The organism is Micromonospora maritima, assembly GCF_902825405.1.
In the GTDB taxonomy this organism is placed as follows: Bacteria; Actinomycetota; Actinomycetes; order Mycobacteriales; family Micromonosporaceae; genus Micromonospora; species Micromonospora maritima.
The window spans coordinates 1-19,395 of the sequence record NZ_CADEAU010000049.1; the positions used below are offsets into that span (position 1 = coordinate 1).

The 19,395-nt window shown below is 74.1% G+C and carries 19 protein-coding genes and 1 riboswitch; of the genes, 11 read left to right on the plus strand and 8 right to left on the minus strand.

Annotation, left to right across the window (positions count from 1 at the left end; all coding sequences use genetic code 11):
- Nucleotides 1-311: 311 nt before the first annotated feature.
- The 4 genes from HUW36_RS08000 to HUW36_RS08015 all read left to right on the plus strand — a co-directional run bounded on the left by HUW36_RS08000 (nt 312) and on the right by HUW36_RS08015 (nt 3,868).
- On the plus strand, nt 312-1,502 hold the full coding sequence (locus tag HUW36_RS08000) for a DUF2786 domain-containing protein (protein WP_174527537.1): 1,191 nt from the start codon (nt 312-314) through the stop codon (nt 1,500-1,502).
- Between the two features lie 100 nt (nt 1,503-1,602).
- Entirely contained in the window at nt 1,603-1,962 is a 360-nt protein-coding gene (locus tag HUW36_RS08005; RefSeq protein WP_246247963.1) for a YciI family protein, read from the plus strand.
- A complete protein-coding gene (locus HUW36_RS08010; RefSeq protein ID WP_174527539.1) occupies nt 1,959-3,203 on the plus strand; it encodes an RNA polymerase sigma factor in 1,245 nt (414 codons plus the stop codon). The genes HUW36_RS08005 and HUW36_RS08010 overlap by 4 nt, the downstream gene beginning before the upstream one ends.
- 29 nt (nt 3,204-3,232) lie before the next feature.
- Entirely contained in the window at nt 3,233-3,868 is a 636-nt protein-coding gene (locus HUW36_RS08015) for a dihydrofolate reductase family protein (RefSeq protein ID WP_174527540.1), read from the plus strand.
- Between the two features lie 61 nt (nt 3,869-3,929).
- Here the strand turns inward: HUW36_RS08015 and HUW36_RS08020 are convergent, their stop codons facing one another.
- The 4 genes from HUW36_RS08020 to HUW36_RS08035 form a co-directional block, all read right to left on the minus strand.
- Nucleotides 3,930-4,103, minus strand: a complete 174-nt coding sequence (locus HUW36_RS08020) for a CsbD family protein (protein WP_013283784.1) — start codon at nt 4,101-4,103, stop codon at nt 3,930-3,932.
- 69 nt (nt 4,104-4,172) lie between these two features.
- Nucleotides 4,173-6,428 carry a heavy metal translocating P-type ATPase gene (locus tag HUW36_RS08025; RefSeq protein ID WP_174527541.1) on the minus strand — a complete coding sequence of 752 codons (2,256 nt, stop codon included), beginning with the start codon at nt 6,426-6,428 and terminating at the stop codon, nt 4,173-4,175.
- 16 nt (nt 6,429-6,444) lie between these two features.
- Entirely contained in the window at nt 6,445-7,404 is a 960-nt protein-coding gene (locus tag HUW36_RS08030) for a hypothetical protein (protein WP_174527542.1), read from the minus strand.
- Between the two features lie 35 nt (nt 7,405-7,439).
- Complete coding sequence (locus HUW36_RS08035; protein WP_174527543.1) at nt 7,440-7,646, minus strand: heavy-metal-associated domain-containing protein; 207 nt, start codon at nt 7,644-7,646, stop codon at nt 7,440-7,442.
- Between the two features lie 81 nt (nt 7,647-7,727).
- Here HUW36_RS08035 and HUW36_RS08040 point away from each other — a divergent pair, with 81 nt between their 5' ends.
- From HUW36_RS08040 to HUW36_RS08055, 4 genes are all read left to right on the plus strand, one after another.
- A complete protein-coding gene (locus tag HUW36_RS08040) occupies nt 7,728-8,027 on the plus strand; it encodes a metal-sensitive transcriptional regulator (RefSeq protein WP_174527544.1) in 300 nt (99 codons plus the stop codon).
- Between the two features lie 156 nt (nt 8,028-8,183).
- Nucleotides 8,184-8,363, plus strand: coding sequence for an SHOCT domain-containing protein (locus tag HUW36_RS08045; RefSeq protein WP_246247961.1), 180 nt, complete (start codon nt 8,184-8,186; stop codon nt 8,361-8,363).
- 142 nt (nt 8,364-8,505) lie between these two features.
- Nucleotides 8,506-9,798, plus strand: coding sequence for a YibE/F family protein (locus tag HUW36_RS08050; RefSeq protein WP_174527545.1), 1,293 nt, complete (start codon nt 8,506-8,508; stop codon nt 9,796-9,798).
- Between the two features lie 154 nt (nt 9,799-9,952).
- A riboswitch (cyclic di-AMP (ydaO/yuaA leader) is annotated at nt 9,953-10,083 on the plus strand.
- 4 nt (nt 10,084-10,087) lie between these two features.
- The gene (locus HUW36_RS08055; RefSeq protein WP_174527546.1) at nt 10,088-11,113 is read left to right on the plus strand and encodes a coiled-coil domain-containing protein; all 1,026 of its coding nucleotides are present in this window, start codon (nt 10,088-10,090) and stop codon (nt 11,111-11,113) included.
- A gap of 59 nt (nt 11,114-11,172) precedes the next feature.
- Here the strand turns inward: HUW36_RS08055 and HUW36_RS08060 are convergent, their stop codons facing one another.
- Nucleotides 11,173-11,826, minus strand: coding sequence for a carbonic anhydrase (locus HUW36_RS08060; protein WP_174527547.1), 654 nt, complete (start codon nt 11,824-11,826; stop codon nt 11,173-11,175).
- A gap of 170 nt (nt 11,827-11,996) precedes the next feature.
- On the opposite strand from HUW36_RS08060, the gene HUW36_RS08065 reads away from it, so the two are divergent.
- Both HUW36_RS08065 and mycP read left to right on the plus strand, forming a co-directional pair.
- Nucleotides 11,997-12,338, plus strand: coding sequence for a helix-turn-helix transcriptional regulator (locus tag HUW36_RS08065; RefSeq protein WP_174527548.1), 342 nt, complete (start codon nt 11,997-11,999; stop codon nt 12,336-12,338).
- 143 nt (nt 12,339-12,481) lie between these two features.
- On the plus strand, nt 12,482-13,636 hold the full coding sequence (gene mycP, locus HUW36_RS08070; protein ID WP_174527549.1) for a type VII secretion-associated serine protease mycosin: 1,155 nt from the start codon (nt 12,482-12,484) through the stop codon (nt 13,634-13,636).
- 118 nt (nt 13,637-13,754) lie between these two features.
- On the opposite strand, the gene HUW36_RS08075 is transcribed toward mycP, so the two are convergent.
- From HUW36_RS08075 to eccCa, 3 genes are all read right to left on the minus strand, one after another.
- The gene (locus tag HUW36_RS08075; RefSeq protein ID WP_174527550.1) at nt 13,755-14,036 is read right to left on the minus strand and encodes a WXG100 family type VII secretion target; all 282 of its coding nucleotides are present in this window, start codon (nt 14,034-14,036) and stop codon (nt 13,755-13,757) included.
- 28 nt (nt 14,037-14,064) lie between these two features.
- Nucleotides 14,065-14,373 carry a WXG100 family type VII secretion target gene (locus tag HUW36_RS08080; protein WP_013283772.1) on the minus strand — a complete coding sequence of 103 codons (309 nt, stop codon included), beginning with the start codon at nt 14,371-14,373 and terminating at the stop codon, nt 14,065-14,067.
- A gap of 200 nt (nt 14,374-14,573) precedes the next feature.
- A complete protein-coding gene (eccCa, locus tag HUW36_RS08085; protein WP_174527551.1) occupies nt 14,574-18,539 on the minus strand; it encodes a type VII secretion protein EccCa in 3,966 nt (1,321 codons plus the stop codon).
- A 158-nt stretch (nt 18,540-18,697) separates the two neighbouring features.
- Between eccCa and eccD the strand changes: the two genes are divergently transcribed.
- On the plus strand, nt 18,698-19,395 hold a 698-nt coding region (eccD, locus tag HUW36_RS08090), incomplete at its 3' end, for a type VII secretion integral membrane protein EccD (RefSeq protein ID WP_174527552.1).

Sequence of the window (19,395 nt, forward strand, 5' to 3'; positions counted from 1 at the left end):
GCGCCGGCACGGTCCGCTCCACCCCGGCCGAGGCCAGCAGCTCCGGGTGCCGGTGCAGGGCGTATCCGCCGCCGGCCGCGAGACCGGCCGCGACCAGGGCCGCCGCCAGGAGCGGGACGCCGGTCCGGGACCGCCGTCGCCGCCGGTGCAGACCTCGGTCGTACCCGCCCACGTCGATCTCCGTCCGTCGCGCCGCCCCCGCTCCGGGCAGGAGTACGGATGCCGGGCCCGGACGGTTGAACCCGCGGGCCGGGTACCGTCGGTGGTGGGGTGAGCGACCTGCCGCCTGTCGGATTCAGGGGGAGCCACCCGTGCCACCAGCCGAGCAACTGCTCGACGCCGCCCTCGCGGCGGCGCGCGGCACCGACGTACGCGCCGCCGAGCGGGCCCTCGACCTGTTGGTGGTGGGTGCCGGGGCGGACGTGGACGCGGCCCTGCTGGCCCGGCTCACCCGGGCCGTCGGCCGGCTCTGGCCGCGCGGCTGGCAACCGGTCGACCTGGGCCGTCTCGCCGTGCGCCGGTTGACCCCGCGCGGCGCCCGGCTGCTGCGGGACGGGCTGGCCGCCCAGCGGCGTACGTTGTCGGACCCGGTCCCGGCCTGGTTCGACGAGCAGCTCACCGAGCTGGGCGCCCGCTGGGACACGGACGCGGGCTGGCTGGACCGCCGCGCCGACGGCGACCGGATCACCGCCCTGCGGGACGCCGTCGACGCGCTCGTCCTGGTCGAGGGCCTGCCGCCGATCGCGACGCTCCGCCCGCCACCCGGCTCGGCTGCCGTTGCCCGCGCCGCGGTCCCGGCCACCGGTTCCCGGATGCTCGACCGGGTACGCGCGCTGCTGGCCAAGGCCGAGTCGACGGGTTACCCGGCGGAGGCGGAGGCGTTCACCGCCAAGGCGCAGGAGCTGATGGCCCGGCACAGCATCGACGCGGCGCTGCTCGACGCCGCGGCCGAGCGGCCGGACCGCCCGGGCGGGGTACGTCTCGGCACCGACGCCCCGTACGCGGCGGCGAAGGCGCTGCTGATCCAGGAGGTGGCGGCGGCCAACCGGTGCGAGTCGGTCTGGTCCGACGACCTGGGCTTCGCCACCGTGCTCGGCTTCCCGGCCGACCTGGCGGCGGTCGAACTGCTGCACACCTCGCTGCTGGTGCAGGCCACCGCCGCGATGCTGCGCGGGCGGGCGGAACGCGGCCGGGCCGGCGGGCGGCGCACCAAGGTCTACGACGAGTCGTTCCTCAACGCGTTCGCGCTGCGGATCGGCGAGCGGCTGCGGGCGGCCAGCACGGCGGCGGCCGAGGAGTGGGCGGACGACCGCCTGCTGCCGGTGCTCGCGGCCCGGTCCGACGCCGTCCGGGAGCGTCTGGACCAGCTCTTCCCCGGCACCACCCGGCACCGGCTCCAGGTCCGCGACGCGCAGGGGTGGACCTCCGGCACCAGCGCCGCCGACCGCGCCTCCCTCGACCCCGCCGCCCCGGCACGCCGGCCGCTGCGCGGGGCCCGCTGACTTTTCTCGGCGATGATGTCGGATCGGGCGAACCGGCTCCGACCCGTCTGCGAGGCGCCACCGATGGTGGCCCCGTTCCGAGGAGTGAGACGTGAAGTACATGCTGCTGATCTGGAACCGGCCCGGCTTCGTGGAGGAGCTGTCCGAGGCGGAGCGCACCGCGATCTTCGGCGAGGTCGACGAGATCATGAAGGAACTCACCGAGTCCGGTGAGCTGGTCGGCGGGGAGGCGCTGGCCCACCCGTCGCAGACCCGGACGGTACGGCCGGCAGCCGGCGGCACCGAGATCACCGACGGGCCGTTCGTGGAGAGCAAGGAGCAGTTCGCCGGCTACCTGACGGTGGACTGCGACACCCCGGAGCGGGCCGCCGAGATCGCCGCCCGCTGGCCGGACGTGCGGCACGGCTTCGGCGTGCTGGAGGTGCGTGCGGTGATGGAGCAGGCCGGGACGGAGATGTGACCGACCGCGCGGTCGAGGACCTGCTGCGCACGCTGGCGCCGCAGGTCCTCGGCGTGCTCGTGCGCCGGTACGGCCAGTTCTACGCCTGCGAGGACGCGGTCCAGGAGGCGCTGCTCGCCGCCGCCACCCAGTGGCCCACGCAGGGCGTCCCGGACCACCCCCGGTCGTGGCTGGTCACGGTGGCGACCCGCCGGCTCACCGACGAGTGGCGCAGCGAACACGCCCGCCGGGAACGCGAGGTCGCGGTGGCGGTCCGGCAGCCCGGGTACGCCGCCGTCGCGCCGCCCGCGGACGAGGAACCGCCGAGCGGCGACGACACGCTGAGGCTGCTGTTCCTCTGCTGCCACCCGGCGCTTCCGGTCAGCGGGCAGGTCGCGCTCACGCTGCGCGCGGTTGGTGGGTTGAGCACCGCCGAGATCGCGCGGGCGTACCTGGTGCCGGAGGCCACCATGAGCCAGCGGATCCGTCGCGCCAAGCAGCGGATCGAGGCGAGCGGGGCGCGCTTCACGCTGCCCTCGCCGGCCGACCGGGACGAACGGCTGGGCGCGGTGCTGCGCGTGCTCTACCTGGTCTTCAACGAGGGGTACGCGGCGTCCAGCGGCGAGGCGCTGCACCGGGTCGAGTTGACCGGGGAGGCGATCCGACTGGTCCGGGAGCTGCGCCGGCTGCTCCCGGACGACGGCGAGGTGGCCGGGCTGCTGGCCCTGATGCTGCTCACCGACGCGCACCGGGCGGCGCGCACCGGCCCGGACGACGAGCTGGTGCCGTTGGCCGAGCAGGACCGCAGCCGGTGGGACCGGGCCGCGATCGACGAGGGGATCGCGCTGGTCACCGAGGCGTTGACCTGGTCGGAGCCGGGTCCGTACCAGGTGCAGGCGGCCATCGCGGCGGTGCACGCGGAGGCACCCAGCGCCGCCACCACGGACTGGCCGCAGATCGTGGCGCTCTACCGGGTGCTCACCCGGATCGCCCCGAACCCGATGGTCACGCTCAACCAGGCGGTCGCGGTGGCCATGGTCGACGGCCCTCGGGCCGGTCTCGCGCTGCTCGCGCCGCTGGACGCCGACGACCGCACGGCCGGTCACCACCGGCTCGCCGCCGTCCGCGCGCACCTGCTCGAACTGGCCGGTGACCGGGTCGCCGCCCGGGCCGCCTACCTGGCCGCCGCGCGGGCCACCACCAGCCTGCCCGAGCGCCGCTACCTGGAGGTACGCGCCGCCCGCCTGACCGCCGACCGATGAGTTCCGCCGCCCCGGGAGGTCCACCCGTCATGGGAGAGGTCTTCAGTCAACTGTCGATGTCGTTGGACGGCTACGTGGCGGCCCCGGGGCAGAGCTTGCAGGACCCGCTCGGGCGTGGCGGCCTGCGGCTGCACGAGTGGCTCTTCGCCACCGAGAGCTGGCGCGCGGAGCACGGCCTGAACGGCGGCGAGCGTGACGTCGACGCCGAGTTGGTCGAGGAGATGATCGAGGGCGTCGGCGCGTACGTGATGGGCCGGCGCATGTTCGGCGGCGGCGAGGGCCCGTGGGACCTCGGGTGGACCGGGTGGTGGGGGGACGACCCGCCGTTCCGGGTCCCGGTCTTCGTGCTGACCCACCACCACCGGGAGCCGCTGGCGATGGCGGGCGGCACGGAGTTCCACTTCGTCACCGACGGCGCCGAGGCGGCGCTGGAACGGGCCCGCGCGGCGGCCGGTGACCGCGACGTCTGCGTGGCGGGGGGCGGCGGCACGGTGCGCGGCTACCTGGCGGCGGGCCTGCTCGACTCGCTCTGGCTGCACGTGGTGCCGATCGTGCTGGGCGGCGGCACGCCGTTGTTCGACGGGCCGCTGGACGTGACCCTGGAGCAGGAGCGGGTGGTCGCCGCACCCACCGTCACCCACGTCCGCTACCGGGTGTGCCGCTGACCCGGGGACGCACGCCGGGCCGGCCCGAAGGCCGGCCCGGTGGGGTTGTGCGAGGCGTACGTCAGCTCTTGAAGGCGTCCTTGATCTTCTCGCCGGCCTGCTTGAGCTTGGCGCCGGCCTGGTCGTTGCGGCCCTCGGCCTCGAGGCGCTCGTTGTCGGTCGCCCGGCCGACGCCCTCCTTGACCTTGCCCGCGGTGTCCTGGGACGCGTTGTCGATCTTGTCGTCGAGACCCATGGTGAACCTCCACTCAGCAGTTGCGTGACGACAACTGGTTACCCCGGCGGCCGTCGGCCCAACCCCCGGTCACCCGATCGGGCGAAACCGTCGCAGCCGGAGGCTGTTCGCCACCACGAACACCGACGAGAAGGCCATCGCCGCGCCGGCGAGCATCGGGTTGAGCAGCCCGGCGGCGGCCAGCGGCAGCGCCGCCACGTTGTAGGCGAACGCCCAGAACAGGTTGCCCTTGATGATCGCCAGGGTGCGGCGGGAGAGCCGGATGGCGTCCGCCGCGGCCCGCAGGTCGCCCCGGACCAGGGTCAGGTCGGCGGCCTCGATGGCCACGTCGGTGCCGGTGCCCATGGCCAGCCCGAGGTCGGCCCGGGCCAGCGCGGCCGCGTCGTTGACCCCGTCGCCGACCATCGCGACCACCCGGCCCTCGCCCTGGAGCCGTTCGACCACGGCCACCTTGTCGGCGGGCAGCACCTCCGCGATCACCTGGTCGATGCCCACCTCGGCGGCCACCGCCTTCGCCACGGTGGCGTTGTCGCCGGTGAGCAGCACCGGGGTGAGCCCCAGGTCACGCAGCCGGTCGACCGCCTCCCGGCTGGTCGGCTTCACCGCGTCGGCCACCGCGAGCACGCCCCGGGCCCGCCCGTCCCAGCCGGCCAGGACCGCCGTCCGGCCGGCGGCCTCCGCGCCGGTGGCGGCCCGCGCGACCTCCTCGGGTACGTCGAGACCACGCTCCCGCAGCAGCCGCGGTCGTCCGACCACCACGCTCCGGCCGTCGACGGTGCCGGCCACGCCGAGCCCTTCGGCGTTGGCGAAGTCGGTGACGGTCGGCAGCGGCCCGGCATCGACCGCCGCCTCGGCCACCGCCCTGGCGATCGGGTGCTCCGAGGCCGCTTCCAGCGCGCCGGCCAGCCGGAGCACCTCGGCGGCGTCCTCGCCGTCGGCGGGCAGCACCTCGGCCAGCGCCATCCGTCCGGTGGTGACGGTGCCGGTCTTGTCCAGCACCACGGTGTCGACCTGCCGGGTGGACTCCAGCACCTCCGGCCCCTTGATCAACAACCCGAGCTGCGCGCCGCGCCCGGTGCCGACCAGCAGCGCGGTCGGGGTGGCCAGGCCGAGCGCGCACGGGCAGGCGATGATCAGCACGGCCACGGCGGCGGTGAACGCGGCGGTCGGGCCGGCGCCGGTGCCGAGCCACCAGCCCAGCGTGCCGGCGGCCAGGGCGATCACGATCGGCACGAAGACCCCGGAGATCCGGTCGGCCAGCCGCTGCACGGCCGCCTTGCCGGTCTGCGCCTGCTCCACCAGGCGCGCCATCTGAGCGAGCTGGGTGTCCCCGCCGACCCGGGTGGCACGGACCACGAGCCGGCCGCCGGCGTTGACGGTGGCACCCACCACGGCGTCGCCCGGCCCGACCTCGACCGGCACCGACTCGCCGGTGAGCATGCTGGCGTCGACCGCGGAGGTGCCCTCCTCGACCACCCCGTCGGTGGCGACCTTCTCCCCGGGCCGGACCACGAACCGGTCGCCGACCGCGAGCTGGTCGACGGGGACCCGGGTCTCCTGCCCGCCGCGCAGTATCGCCACGTCCTTCGCGCCCAGTTCGAGCAGGGCTCGCAGGGCCGAGCCGGCGGTGCGCTTGGCACGGGCCTCGAAGTAGCGCCCGGCCAGGATGAACACCGTCACCCCGGCGGCCGCCTCCAGGTAGATGTTGCCGGCGCCGTCACCCCGGGTGATGTCGAACCGGAACGGGTGCGTCATCCCGGGCATCCCGGCGTCGCCGAGGAAGAGCGCCCAGAGCGACCAGCCGAACGCCGCGAGCGTGCCGAGCGACACCAGGGTGTCCATGGTCGCCGCACCGTGGCGCAGGTTCACCAGCGCGGCCCGGTGGAACGGCAGGCCGCCCCACACCACCACCGGCGCGGCGAGCGTGAGCGAGGCCCACTGCCAGTAGTCGAACTGCCAGGCCGGCACCATGGCCAGCAGGATCACCGGCAGGGTCAGCACCGCCGAGACCCACAGCCGGGTACGCGCACCGTGCAGCTCGTCCACCGGCCCGGTGGCCGTGGTCGCCTCGGCCCGGGCGGGCGGCGGTGGCACCGCGGCCGTGTAGCCGGTCTTCTCCACGGTGGCGATCAGGTCGTCCGGCGTGACCTCGTCGGCGTACCGGACGGTGGCCTTCTCGGTGGCGTAGTTCACCGTGGCCTCGACGCCGTCCATCCGGTTGAGCTTCTTCTCGATCCGGGCGGCGCAGGACGCGCAGGTCATGCCACCGATCGCGAGTTCGATCAGGTTCGGCGCGGTCGGCAGCGCCCTTCCCGTGGTGCTCATCGCGACACCTCCCCGGTCAACTGTGCCCGTGCCCCGGGGTGCCGTGTCCGGCGTCCGGGGTCGGTGCGGTGGTGGTCGCCGGCGCGGTGGGCGCCGGCGCGGCCTGGTCACCGGCCACGACGGTGAACTCGGCGGTGTGCACCGCGTCGCCGTGCCGGAAGTCCAGGTAGAGACGGTACGCGCCGGCGGACGGCACCTCGGCCGCGAACGTGACCGCCGGACCGGCCGGCGTGCGTCCGTCGCCGGGCGTGCCCTCCGGGTGCACGTGCAGGTAGGCCAGGTCACCCTGACGCAGCGCCACCAGGTGGCCGTACGCCCCGAGGTAGGGCTGGAGGTCGGTCACCGGCCGGCCGTCCCGACTGACCGCCAGCGTGAGCCGGCTGGTGCGGCCGGGTTCCGGCGTGCCGGTGAGCGTGACCGTGTAGCCGTCGACCGTGGTGCTGGAGGCCGGCGCCGGCAGCGGCCGCGCGGCGAGCGTGCCGGGGACGGTGACGTCAACGCCGAGCGTCAACGGCTCCCCGCCGGTCGGCGTGAAGTCGGCGAACGCCCGCCACACGCCCGGCCCGGCCAGCGGCGAGGCGACCCGCCAGGTGCCGTCGTCGGCCAGCTCGGGGTGCACGTGCCGGAAGCCGGAGAGGTCCCGGCGGGCGACGATCAGGTGCATGCGCTTGTCGTGGGCCACCTCGTAGCGGGTGACCGGGCGGCCGTCCGGGCCGGTGATCCGGAACGCGAACTGCCCGTCGGGGGCGGCCGTCGGTTGGAGCGTGTGGCCACGTTCGGAGACGAGCAGCCCGCCGGGCAGGCGGGCGTCGGTGTCCTCGGCGTGGCCCTGGTCGCCGTGGCCGGCGTCGGTGGCGTCGTGGCGGGTCTCGGCGGCCGGGGCGACGGGATCGACCACGTGGCCGATCCCGTACGCCGCGCCGAACACCGCCGCGAGGCCGAGGGCGAAGCCGCTCAGCTTCGTCGCCGTGTTCATGGTGCCTCCTCGTGTGCTTCGGGTCGGTGGACCCGTCACGCCTCGACGAGGTCGTAACCGGCCTCGTCGACGGCGGCGCGTACGGCGTCCGCGTCCAGCGGGTTCTGGCTGGTGACGGCGACTCGGCCGGTGGCCAGGTCGACCTGGACGTCGGTGACGCCCGGCAGTGCGCTCAGCTCGGTGCTCACCGCGGTGACGCAGTGCCCGCAGGTCATGCCCCGCACCTGGTAGGTGGTCTCCATCGCTTCTCTCCGATCTCATACCCCCCTGGGGTACTCATCGCACGTTAGCATACCCCCGAGGGGTACGCTATCCTCGACGGCATGACCACGCCGCCCACCCCGACCCGGGGCTACACCGCCAGCAAGGACCAGCTCCTCGCCCGGCTCCGCCGCATCGAGGGTCAGGTCCGGGGCATCGAGAAGATGGTCGAGGACGACCGCTACTGCATCGACGTGCTGACCCAGATCTCGGCCATCCAGGCCGCGTTGGACAAGGTCGGCCTGGGCCTGCTGGACGGGCACGCCCGGCACTGCATGCACGAGGGTGCCGCCGAGGGCCGAGCCGACGAGATGGCCACCGAGATGATGGCCGCCGTAGGCCGCCTGATGAAGCGCGGCTGACCGGGACCTCCGGCCCCCGGGACGGGTCGCCCGACCCGGTCCGCCCGCCCGCCCACGGACGTACCGTCGAGGTGGCCGGGACCGGCGACCGCGCCGACCCGGAGCCGACGGACGGAGGGCGGCCGGATGATGTGGTCGGGCCCGATGATGGGCTGGATGTGGATCTGGTCCCTGCTGGTGCTGGCGGTGCTGGCGGGACTCGTCTGGTTCGTGGTGCGGATGCCCGGGCCGGACCGCGCGTCGCCCGGCACGGCCCGGCGCATCCTCGACGAGCGGTACGCCCGCGGCGAGATCGACGAGGACGACTACCGACGCCGACGCGCCGGCCTGGCCTGACCCGGCGTCCACCGGCGGCGCGGGCCGCCCTGGCTACCATGGCCGGGCGACGACCCGGACGTGCTCCACACGCGTCCGCGCCGGTCCGGTGAGCCGACCGGTCCGGTGACCCGGTTCCGCCGCGACCGTTGGGAGAGACGCCGTGGGCGCCGATCACACCCGTCCCGCCACCGCCGCGCCGCCGGGCGTACGCCGGCTCCTGATCGGCACCGTGGTGCCGCTCTTCGTGCTCACCGTGATCGCGGCGCTGGTGCTCTGGCCTCGCGCGGACCGCGACCCGGTGGACGGCGGCGCGGACGTGCCGCGCTACCACGGCACCGTGACCCGGGTGGTGACCGAGCCCTGCCCGCCGACGCCGGAGTCGCCCGAGGGCGACGCCGGCGGCCCCTGCGGCACCGTGACCGTCGCCGCCGAGCAGGGGCCGGACGCGGGCCGGCAGGTCGAGACGCCGGTCCCCAGCGGGCCCGGCGCCCCCCGGGTCGAGGTCGGCGACGAGGTGGTCCTGGTCGAACTGGTCGACCCGGCCGACCCGACGGTGAAGACCTACAACATCGCCGAGCACCAGCGCGGTACGCCGCTGATCTGGTTGGTGGCGCTCTTCGCCGCCGCGATCGTGGCGTTCGGCCGCTGGCGCGGACTGGCCGCGCTGGGCGGGCTGGTGGCCAGCTTCGCCATCCTGCTCGGCTTCGTGCTCCCCGGCATCGGCGCCGGGAAGTCGCCGCTGCTGGTGGCGATCGTCGGCGCCGCGCTGATCATGTTCGTGGTGCTCTACCTGACCCACGGGATCACCGCGCAGACGTCGGTGGCGGTGCTCGGCACGCTCGGCAGCCTGGTGGTCACCGGGGTGCTGGGCACGGTGGCCACCGCCGCCACCCACCTGACCGGCTTCGGCAGCGAGGACGCCACCACGCTGTCGATGTTCCAGGGTGACGTCGACCTGCACGGACTGCTGCTGGCCGGCATCATCATCGGCTCGCTCGGCGTGCTGGACGACGTCACGGTCACCCAGGCGGCCACCGTCACCGAGCTGGCGCACGCCAACCCGGGGCTGTCCCGACGGCAGCTCTACCGGGCGGCCACCCGGGTGGGCCGGGCGCACATCGCCTCCACGGTCAACACCATCGTGCTGGCGTACGCGGGCGCCTCGCTGCCCCTGCTGCTCCTGCTGGTCGCCGACTCGCGCCCGGTGGGTCAGCTGCTCACGAGCGAGTTCCTCGCCCAGGAGATCGTCCGCAGCGCGGTGGCCACGCTCGGCCTGATCGCGGCCGTACCGCTGACCACCGCGCTGGCCGCGGTCGTCACCACCGCCGGCCGCGCCGATCGGGACCCCACCGGAGCGGCCACGCCCCGCCCCCCGTCGCCGCGGGAGGACGCGTGGGAGGCGCTCGGCGAGGGCCGGTCCGGTGGGGGCAGGAGCACGGAGGCCGCATGGTGACACTCCGCAGCGTGACGGCCGGTTCCAAACGCGATGCTGGTCACGCCGGAGGACGGCGAATTCTCGCGATTGGTCGGCTTCCGGACGTAGATCCCCGGGAGTGGTCTCGGGTAACCTCGCTGCCGGTCACCGCCGAAGGCGCGCACCGGCGCCTGCGGTGCCGCCGCCCAATCGCCTCCGGGCGAGCCGGGGAACCAGGTACATGGGGTGAATCCGCGCCAGCGGTAGGGGCCACTTCCGTCCCGAACCCGTCAGCTAACCCGGTCGGCGGTCGACGGAAGGGAACACTGTGACGGCACCCCTGCGCCGCTGGCTGACACCCGTGGTGGCCGTGCTCGCCGCTCTCGCCGTGCTGGGCGGGCCGACACCGGCCACGGCGGCCCCCGGCACCGCCGCCCCGAACCCCTCGGGCCACTCGGAGGACGACGACCCACCGCTGATCAGCGAGGCCGTCACCGCCGCCAACCGCGCCTACCTTCAGGCCAAGTCGAAGTTGGACACGTCCCGCAAGCGGCAGCTCCAGCTCGCGCTGGAGGTGAAGGCGGCGCAGAACCAGCTCGACGCGCTGAGCCCGCAGGTGAGCGAGATCGCGGCACAGTCCTACCGGACCGGTCGCGTCGGCGCCATGGCGATGCTGCTGGAGAGCGACTCCCCCGACTCGTTCGTCCGCCGGGCGAGCGCCCTCGACGAGCTGAACCTGTTCAACGCGCAGCGACTCGCCGCCATCAACGAGGTGAAGGGCCGCGCCGAGCGGGCCAAGATCGCGCTCGACGCCGAGGTGCGGGAGCAGGAGAAGCAGGCGAACGCGATGGCCCGCGAGAAGGCCGAGGCGCAGAAGGCGCTGAAGCTGGTCGGCGGGCTGGACTTCACCGGTGGTCTGGTCTCGGCCACCTCGAAGGTTGCCAAGATCGGTCCCGGCCGCACCGCCGACGGCGGGTGGAAGGCCGAGTCGTGCAGCGAGAACGACCCGACCACCTCGGGCTGCGTCACGCCACGCACGCTGCACGCGTACAAGGAGGTCAAGCGCGCCGGGTTCAACCGCTTCGTGGGCTGCTACCGCCCGGGCGGGCCGTGGGAGCACCCCAAGGGCAAGGCGTGCGACTGGTCGTTGCAGAACAGCGGCTTCGCACCGTGGCACAACAACGACACCCGCCGGTACGGCAACGAGGTGGCCGCCTTCCTCATCCGCAACGCCGACCGGCTGGGCATCTACTACGTGATCTGGAACCGGCAGATCTGGTTCCCGGCGACCGGCTGGAGTTCCTACAGCGGGCCCTCCAACCACACCGACCACGTGCACATGTCGCTGCTCTGACGCGCGCGAATGACAAAGGGGCCGCCCTCGGGCGGCCCCTTTCGCGTTTCCGTTGCCGGTCAGCCGGCGAGCGCCGGGTCCGCCGACGCGGCCGGCGCCGGCAGCGGAGCCGGGGACTGGGCCACCGTCCGCACCTCGCCGCCACTGAGCCGGTACGCCATGCCGACGACCGCGCACGCCCCGCCGGCCACCTTCGCGGCGAGCACCGAGGAGCGGGCCAGCAGGGTCTCCACCGTCTGGGCGATGTGCACGTCGATGATGCCGTCGAGGTCCTCGACGCCCTGCCGGTCGGCCCGGAGCAGGCTGGGCGAGACGGCGTCCACCACCGCGCCCAGGTGCCCGACGGGGGCGGAACCGGTGCGGACCGCCTCGCGGGCCGCCTGGACCGCGCCGCACGAGTCGTGGCCGAGCACCACCACGAGCGGCGTGCCGAGCACGGTGACGGCGTACTCCACGCTGCCGAGCACCTCCGGGCCGGCGGTGTGGCCGGCGGTACGCACGACGAAGAGGTCGCCCAGACCACGGTCGAAGATGATCTCGGCGGCGAGGCGCGAGTCGGAGCATCCGACGATCACGGCGAACGGATGCTGGCCGTCGGCGACCGCCGCCCGGTGCCCGGCGTCCTGGTTCGGGTGCTGCGGCACACCGGTGACGAACCGGTGGTTACCGGCACGCAGTTCGGCCAGTGCCTCGTCGGGGCTGGTAGGGATCATGTTGCTCACCTCGTCCTCGCACGGAGCCGTCAGGCCGGCCGGCGGCGGTGTCGGCCCCGCGACCCACCGTCACACGGGACCCATGGCACGTCAAGATTTCGTGATACGCATTTCATACGTCACCGTCGCGGACCGCGCCGGGTCGGGACGCCGACGGAAGGAGTCATACGATGACCACCATGGCGACCACACCGGCCGAGGACGGGAGCCGCAAGAACTGGACCTTCCTCACCAATCACGGGCACGTCCTGCTGGCCATCGCGCGCAACCCCACCGCGCGCCTGCGGGACGTGGCCGACGAGGTGGGCGTCACCGAGCGGGCGGCCCAGGCCATCGTCGCCGACCTGGAGGCCGGTGGATACCTCCGCCGCACCCGGGTGGGCCGGCGCAACGAATACACGGTCAACCCGAACGGCCGCTTCCGGCACCCGGCGGAGGCCGACCAGCAGGTGGGCGCGCTGCTCGACCTGTTCGCCGCCGAGCCGGCGGGCGACACCACCGCCGAACGCTGACCGTCCTCGCCGGACCGCCCGTTCCCACGCGCCCCCGGCCGCGACGGTAATCTCACCGCGTGCGCGACAGCTTGCGGCCGAACGGGACGACGGGGCGCGACCGTGCCGGACACCGGATCAGGTCCGTCCTGTCCGGAGCGGCGGTGGCCGCCCTGGTCGGCGCCGCGCTGGCGGTGCCGACGCCGGCGGTCGCGGCCCCCGCGTGCGGGCCCACCGGCGGCCCGGCCCCCACCGAGATGCCCTGGGCGCTGAGCCGGCTCGATCCGGCGGCCGCCTGGCGGGTCGGCAAGGGGCAGGGCGTCACGGTCGCGGTCGTCGACTCCGGCGTCTCACCGAGCCACCCGCTGCTGCGCGGCCGGGTGCTGCCCGGCGAGGACTTCAACCAGCTGGTCCACCTGCGCGGGCAGTGCGACCTGGTCGGTCACGGCACCATGGTGGCGGGCATCATCGCCGGCCGGGAGGGTACCGGCTCGCCGTACACGGGTGTCGCGCCCGAGGCCCGCATCCTGCCGTTGCGCGTCCTGGCCGAGAACAAGGAGAACTTCGACCCGGACGTGCCGGGCGAGATCGGCCGGGCGATCCGCTGGGCGGTCGACCACGACGCCGACGTGATCAACCTGTCCCTGGTCACGCTCGACGACCCGGCCCTCCGGTCGGCCGTGGACTACGCCCTCGGCAAGGGTGTGGTCGTGGTGGCCTCCGCCGGCAACCGGCAGGAGAACCGGGAGGACCGGCCGGCCTACCCGGCGGCGTACCCGGGGGTCATCGCCGTCGCCGGCATCGACGAGCAGGGCGCCCACGTGGGCAGCTCGGTCAGCGGGGACTACGTGGACATCGCCGGTCCGGGCCTGAACATCGTCGGTCCCGCGCCGCAGGGCCCGGGCTACCGCGCCGAGCCGCAGGGCGGGACGAGCTTCGCCACCGCGTACGTCTCCGGGGTGGCCGCGTTGGTGCGGGCCGCGCACCCCGACATCAGCCCCGAGGAGGTGGCCTACCGGTTGACCCGCACGGCGGACAACCCGCCCGACGGGCACAACGCCGAGGTGGGCTACGGGATGGTCAATCCCTACCGGGCGGTGACCAACCTGCTCGGCACCCGCGACGACCCTCCCCTGGGCGCGATGCCGCCGCCCGCGCCGGCCGCCGACCCGCTGGCCTGGCAGCGCACGGTCGCGATCTGGGTCGCCGTCGTCGGCGTGCTGCTGGCCGGCACCCTGCTCACGCTGCGCCCGATCCTGGTACGCGGGCGACGGCGCGGCTGGCGACCCGGCCGTCGCGACCTTCCCCGCGACGCCTGACCCGACCGCGCACGGGCGGGCCGACCGGCTCCGGGGGCGTGGCTTCCGCGCCGAGCCGAGGAAACGCAGCGGCTCCGCCCGGCGCGAGCCGGAGCGGAGCCGTCGTCGACCGGTCGGGTCAGTTGCCCCAGACCTTGGAGTTGCTCATCTCCGTGGTCATGTAGTTCTCGCGCGCGACGCCCACCGCGCCGCCGATCTCGTTGAGGACCTTGTTGATGTCCCGCACGGCGGCGTCCCACTGGGCCTGGTGCTGCTCGTAGGCGGCCCGGTCCTGGCCCTCCCACTCGAGCTTGCTCAGCATCGCCCGCAGCGTGTCCAGCTTCTCGTCGATGGTCCGCGAGATGGCCTGCATCTGCTGGTTGCTGCTCTCGAGGACAGCGTAGTCAACCTTGATGCTCATCGATTCCTCCCCTGCCTGTCTTCGCGGATCACGGGTTGAGCGCAGCGTGGAACTTGTCCAGCATCTGCTGCTGCTCTTCGTCGTTGACCTGGTGCGTGGTGCCGGACTTGTCGAGCAGGTCCGCGATGTTGTCCATCGCCGTGAGCAGCTTGGTCGTGTCCTCGTTCCAGCGGGTCATCAGGCTCTGGAAGCCCGTGGACGCCTGGCCCTTCCAGGCCATGGCCAGATCGTCGACCACGTTCCACAGCTTCTTGAGCTCGCCGTCGACGTCGCTGCGCGTGGACCGCACGTCACTCGCGGCGGTGTGCAGAGTCGCTGCACTGACCTCGAACGCCATGCTTCACACCCTTCCGTCATCTAGTGGCGGCGGTTCCGCCGCGCCCATCCCCCGCGGCAAGGCGAACCCACCCCACCGACGGACACTTCATCCGAACCGTAGCGGACGACGTCCAACCCGCGCAGCCCTCCCTTGCCATCGTCGAATTCCGACAGGGCCGCTCGTTCCGACGTGGACCGTGCGAGGTGGACGGTGGCCGGTCAGGCCGGCTCCGTCCAGGCCGTCTGGATGAGCTGCTGACCGTCCCGGCGGCGGACCAGCGTGCCCCGGCCCGGCGGCTGCGGGGTCGGCCGCAGGTTGCCGAACACCGCGCCCTCCTCGCGGCTGCCGGACATCAGCAGGCCCGGCGAGTCCAGCTCGCGCAGGCGTTGCAGCACCGGCTCGTAGAGGGCCCGGGCCACGCCGCCCACCCGCCGCGTGACGATCAGGTGCAGGCCGATGTCGCGGGCCTGTGGCAGCAGCTCGTGCAGCGCGCTGAGCGGGTTGTTGCCACCGGAGGCGACCAGGTCGTAGTCGTCCACCAGGATGTAGAGCTCCGGGCCCTTCCACCAGCTGCGGTCCCGCAGCTGCGCGGTGGTCACGTCCGGCCCCGGCAGCCGGTTCTGCAGGGCGCTGCGGATCGACCCCAGCCCCTGGCTGAACACCTGGTTCGACGGCGCGTAGTCGAGCAGGTGGTCGCCCTCCACCGCGCCCAGCAGGCCCCGCCGGTAGTCCGCGATGACCAGGCGCGCCTGGGCCGGCGTGTAGCGCTCGGCGATCCCCCGGGCGATCAACCGCAGCAGGTTGGTCTTGCCGCACTCGGCGTCGCCGAAGACGGTCAGGTGCGGCTCGCTCGCCAGGTCCAGGTAGACCGGGGCGAGCGCCGACTCGTTGACCCCGATCGGGATGCCCGGGGCGGACCGGTCGACGACCTGGGCCAGGTCGCTCAGCGCCAGCTTGCGCGGCAGCAGCCGGACCTTCGGCGCCGGCCGCCCCGGCCAGTTCTGCGCCACGTGGCCGGCCAGCGCCACCGACGCCTCGGTCAGGTCCTCGATGTCGCGCTTGCCGTCGATCCGCGAGACCGCGGTGAGGAAGTGCAGCTTGTCCCGGGTCAGACCCCGGCCCGGAGCGCCGACCGGCACGTTCTGCGCGGCCCGCCTGTCGATCTCCGACTCGGACGGGTCACCGAGCCGCAGCTCCAGCTTGGTGCCGAGCAGGTCCCGCATGTTGATCCGGATCTCCGCCCAGCGCACCGCGGTGATCACCACGTGCACGCCGAAGCCGAGCCCCCGGTTGGCCAGGTTGGTGATCGTCTGCTCCAGCTCCTCGTACTCCTGGCGCAGCGTGTTCCAGCCGTCCACCACGAGGAAGACGTCACCGAACGGGTCGTCGGCGAACTCTCCGGCGGCCCGCCGCCGGCGGTAGCTCGCCACCGAGTCGATGCCGTGCTGGGTGAACCGGTTCTCCCGCTCGTCGATCACGGCGACCACCTCGGCGACGGTCCGCCGGACCGCCTCGGTGTCGCGCCGCCCGGCCACACCGGAGGTGTGCGGCAGCCCGTCCAGGCTGCGCAGCGCGCCGCCGCCGAAGTCGAGGCAGAAGAACTGCACCTCACGCGGCGTGTGGGTGAGCGCCAGGGAGGCGAGCATCGAGCGCAGCATCGTGCTCTTGCCGCTCAGCGAGGCACCGACGATCACCACGTTGCCGCCGGCCCCGGAGAGGTCGACCATCATCGGGTCCCGGCGCTGCTCGTACGGCCGGTCGACGATGCCGACCGGCACGGCGAGCCGGCCCCGGCCCGGCCAGTCCGCGGTGGTCAGGCCGAACGTCGGGTGCACGCTCAGCGTGGGCAGCAGCTCGGCCAGCCCGGACGGTTCGGCCAGCGGCGGAAGCCAGACCTGGTGCGCCGGCCGGCCGCGGCCCTTGAGCTGGTCGATCAGGACGTCCAGCATGGCCACCGCCTTGCCGTCCCCGTTCTGCTCCGGCTCGGGCGCGGTCTCCGCCGGGGTCGGCAACGCCGGCGCCGGCACGTAGTCGAGGCCGTACGGGACGATCCGACGCTGCACCTGCGCCCGGGTGGAGCGCTGCGCCTGCCCCGGCGCCCGGTACGGGCCGGAGACGTAGGCGGCGCGGAACCGCAGCATGGTGGCGGTGTCGGTCTTCAGGTAACCGTGGCCCGGCGCGCTCGGCAGCTCGTAGGCGTCCGGCACGCCGAGCACGATCCGGCTCTCCACCGCCGAGAAGGTCCGCAGACCGATCCGGTACGACAGGTGCGTGTCCAGACCGCGCAGCTTGCCCTCCTCCAGCCGCTGCGAGGCGAGGAGCAGGTGCACGCCGAGCGACCGGCCCAACCGGCCGATCATCACGAACAGGTCGATGAAGTCCGGCTTGGCGGCCAGCAGCTCGGAGAACTCGTCACAGATGATGAGCAGGCTGGGCATCGGCTCCAGCGGCTCACCGGCGGCCCGCGCCTTCTCGTAGTCGTAGCGGGAGACGTAGTTGCCGGACGCCCGCAGCACCTCCTGGCGGCGGTTCATCTCGCCGGCCAGCGCGTCCCGCATCCGGTCGACCAGCGGCAGCTCGTCGGAGAGGTTGGTGATCACCGCGCTGGTGTGCGGCAACGCGTCCAGCGACGCGAACGTGGCACCACCCTTGAAGTCGACTAGGACGAAGTTGAGCTCCTCCGACGAGTGCGTCACGGCCAGCGCCCCGACCACCGTCCGGAGCAACTCGCTCTTGCCGGAACCGGTCGCGCCGATCACCAGGCCGTGCGGGCCCATGCCCTCGTGTGCGGACTCCTTGAAGTCCAGCTCGACCACGTTGCCGTCCGGACCCAGACCGAGCGGGATGCGCAGCCGGTCCCGGTGGCTGCGCGGACGCCAGGTCTGCCGGGTGTCCACCTTGGCGGCGTCGCCGACGCCGAGCAGGTCCGGCAGCTCCATGCTGCGGGCCAGCGGTTCCTCGGTGCTGGCGCCCTGCTGCTGGGAGAGCCGGAACGGGGCGATCTGCCGGGCCAGCCCCTCCGCCGCCGCCAGCGACAGCCGGTCCGGCCGGCCGAGCCGGGAGGAGGTGGGGCCGCGCACCAGGTCGAGCCCGCTGCCGTCGCCGGCGTCCAGGCAGAGCAGCCACCGGCCGGCGTCCCGCGGCACCGCGCCGGACAGGTCGAGCACGGTGGTGCCGAGCAGCCCCGCGCCGGTCAGCGCGCAGGTCGCCGAGACCTCGCCGCCGTCGAGCACCACCACCACGTGCGGGGCGGTGGTGAGCGGCTTCGCCTCCGGGGCGAACCGCGGCCGGCCGCCCAGCTCGTTGGCGAGCGCCGACTCCGCCTCGGCCAGGCTGGCGAAGACCATCCGGCGCGCCCCCGCCGCGTCCGTACGCCCCGGGTGCTGGGCGTGCGGCAGCCACTTGGCCCAGTCCCAGGCCGGCTGCCGGTCCGGCGCGGACACCACGACGACCAGCAAGTCCTCCGGAGCGTGGAAGGTGACCAGCTGACCCAGTGCGGCCCGGGCCAGGTCGAGCACCGGCTCCCGGTCGCCGCGCAGCGCGATCCGGCTGAACGCCCGCAGCGACAGGGCGGTGGGCAGGTCGGGCACGCTGGAGTGGGCCCGGACGAACCGGCGCAGCGCGATCGCGCTCATCGGCTCCAGGTCCTCCACCGGCTTGGTCTCCGGTGGCACGATCTCCACCGCCAGCCGCTGCGGGCCGAGCGCGATCCGCACCTCGCCGAAGTCGTCCTCGGTGATCCGCCGCTCCCAGAGCCGGCGCGAGGCGGCGATCGACCAGAGCGCGTCGGGCTCCGGGTGCCGCCAGGTCATCGCGGCCCGCTGCTGCTCGGCCGCCCGCCGGGTGCGCTTGCGCATCTGCGCCAGGTAACGCATGTAGTCGCGCCGCTGCGCGTTCAACTCCGCCTTGTCGTTGCCGCCGTTGCCCAGCGTGCCGATCGCCATGCCCAACATGGACACCCCGAACAGGCCACCGGCGACGTACGTCATCATGCCGCCGCCACGGCCGGCGTAGAGGAAGGCCATGGCGCCGACACCGCAGAGCATCGGCAGGATCATCAGCACCTGCCCCATGCCCTTGGCCTGCGGCTCCGGCAGCTCGGGCGGGGACTCAAGCAACACCTCGCCGCGTGGCAGCGCCGGCCCCGGTTGACGCGGAAGTCGGCGGAACACCACCGTACTCACGGCTCTCCCCTCCCCAGAAGGTCTGCCACCGGCGCCGGATGTCGGGTGGGCAACCTGTGCGAGGGCCATCGTAGGTAATCTCCCGGAGGCGTCGTGGACCCGTGTGGGGGGCGACGCCGACGGCCGGGTGGAGCGTAGGCGAGCACGAGGAGGCCACTGTGGCGACGAAGGCGGCGACCGGCGGGCTGAGCCGGATCACCATCGTGGCGCCGCGCACCAGGATGGATCTGGCGCTGCCGTCCGACGTGCCGCTCGCCGACCTGCTGCCCACGCTGCTGCGCTACGCCGGCGAGGACCTCGCCGACGAGGGCGTACGGCACGGCGGTTGGAGCCTGTCCCGGCTGGGCGGGCAGCCGCTCGACGGTGGCCGCACCGCCGCGCAGCTCGGCGTCCGCGACGGCGAGGTGCTCTACTTCAACCCCCGGGCCGCCACCGCGCCCGAGATCGTCTTCGACGACGTGGTGGACGCCGTCGCCACCTCCACCACCCAGCGGGCCGGCGCCTGGCAGGTGGGCACCACGCGGGCGTTCGGCGTGCTCCTCGCCGGGTCGGCGCTGGCCGCGGGCGCGGTCGCCGCGTTGCTCACCGGTCCGCCGCAACTGCCCGGCGCGCTGGCCGCCCTGGTGGTGGCGGTCGCCCTGCTGGTCGGCGCCGCCGTACTGTCCCGGGCCGCCGGCGACAGCCGTACCGGAGCGGTGCTGGCCCTGGTCGGCATCGGGTACGCGGCGGTCGGCGGCCTGCTCGTGCTCGCCGGGGACCGGTCGCTCGACGACCTGGCCGGCCCGCACGTGCTGCTCGCCGCCACCGCGGTGGTGGTCGTCGGCGCGGTGGCCGCGCTCGCCGTCGGCGACCGGCT

Excerpts from the sequence above, each read along its gene's own strand:
- HUW36_RS08045 (WP_246247961.1), top strand. The coding sequence starts at position 8,184 with ATGTGGATCTGGTCCCTGCTGGTGCTGGCGGTGCTGGCGGGACTCGTC.
- HUW36_RS08075 (WP_174527550.1), bottom strand. The coding sequence starts at position 14,036 with ATGAGCATCAAGGTTGACTACGCTGTCCTCGAGAGCAGCAACCAGCAG.
- HUW36_RS08015 (WP_174527540.1), top strand. The coding sequence starts at position 3,233 with ATGGGAGAGGTCTTCAGTCAACTGTCGATGTCGTTGGACGGCTACGTG.
- HUW36_RS08065 (WP_174527548.1), top strand. The coding sequence starts at position 11,997 with ATGACCACCATGGCGACCACACCGGCCGAGGACGGGAGCCGCAAGAAC.
- HUW36_RS08025 (WP_174527541.1), bottom strand. The coding sequence starts at position 6,428 with ATGAGCACCACGGGAAGGGCGCTGCCGACCGCGCCGAACCTGATCGAA.
- HUW36_RS08060 (WP_174527547.1), bottom strand. The coding sequence starts at position 11,826 with ATGATCCCTACCAGCCCCGACGAGGCACTGGCCGAACTGCGTGCCGGT.
- HUW36_RS08020 (WP_013283784.1), bottom strand. The coding sequence starts at position 4,103 with ATGGGTCTCGACGACAAGATCGACAACGCGTCCCAGGACACCGCGGGC.
- HUW36_RS08080 (WP_013283772.1), bottom strand. The coding sequence starts at position 14,373 with ATGGCGTTCGAGGTCAGTGCAGCGACTCTGCACACCGCCGCGAGTGAC.
- HUW36_RS08040 (WP_174527544.1), top strand. The coding sequence starts at position 7,728 with ATGACCACGCCGCCCACCCCGACCCGGGGCTACACCGCCAGCAAGGAC.
- HUW36_RS08005 (WP_246247963.1), top strand. The coding sequence starts at position 1,603 with ATGCTGCTGATCTGGAACCGGCCCGGCTTCGTGGAGGAGCTGTCCGAG.
- HUW36_RS08035 (WP_174527543.1), bottom strand. The coding sequence starts at position 7,646 with ATGGAGACCACCTACCAGGTGCGGGGCATGACCTGCGGGCACTGCGTC.
- HUW36_RS08030 (WP_174527542.1), bottom strand. The coding sequence starts at position 7,404 with ATGAACACGGCGACGAAGCTGAGCGGCTTCGCCCTCGGCCTCGCGGCG.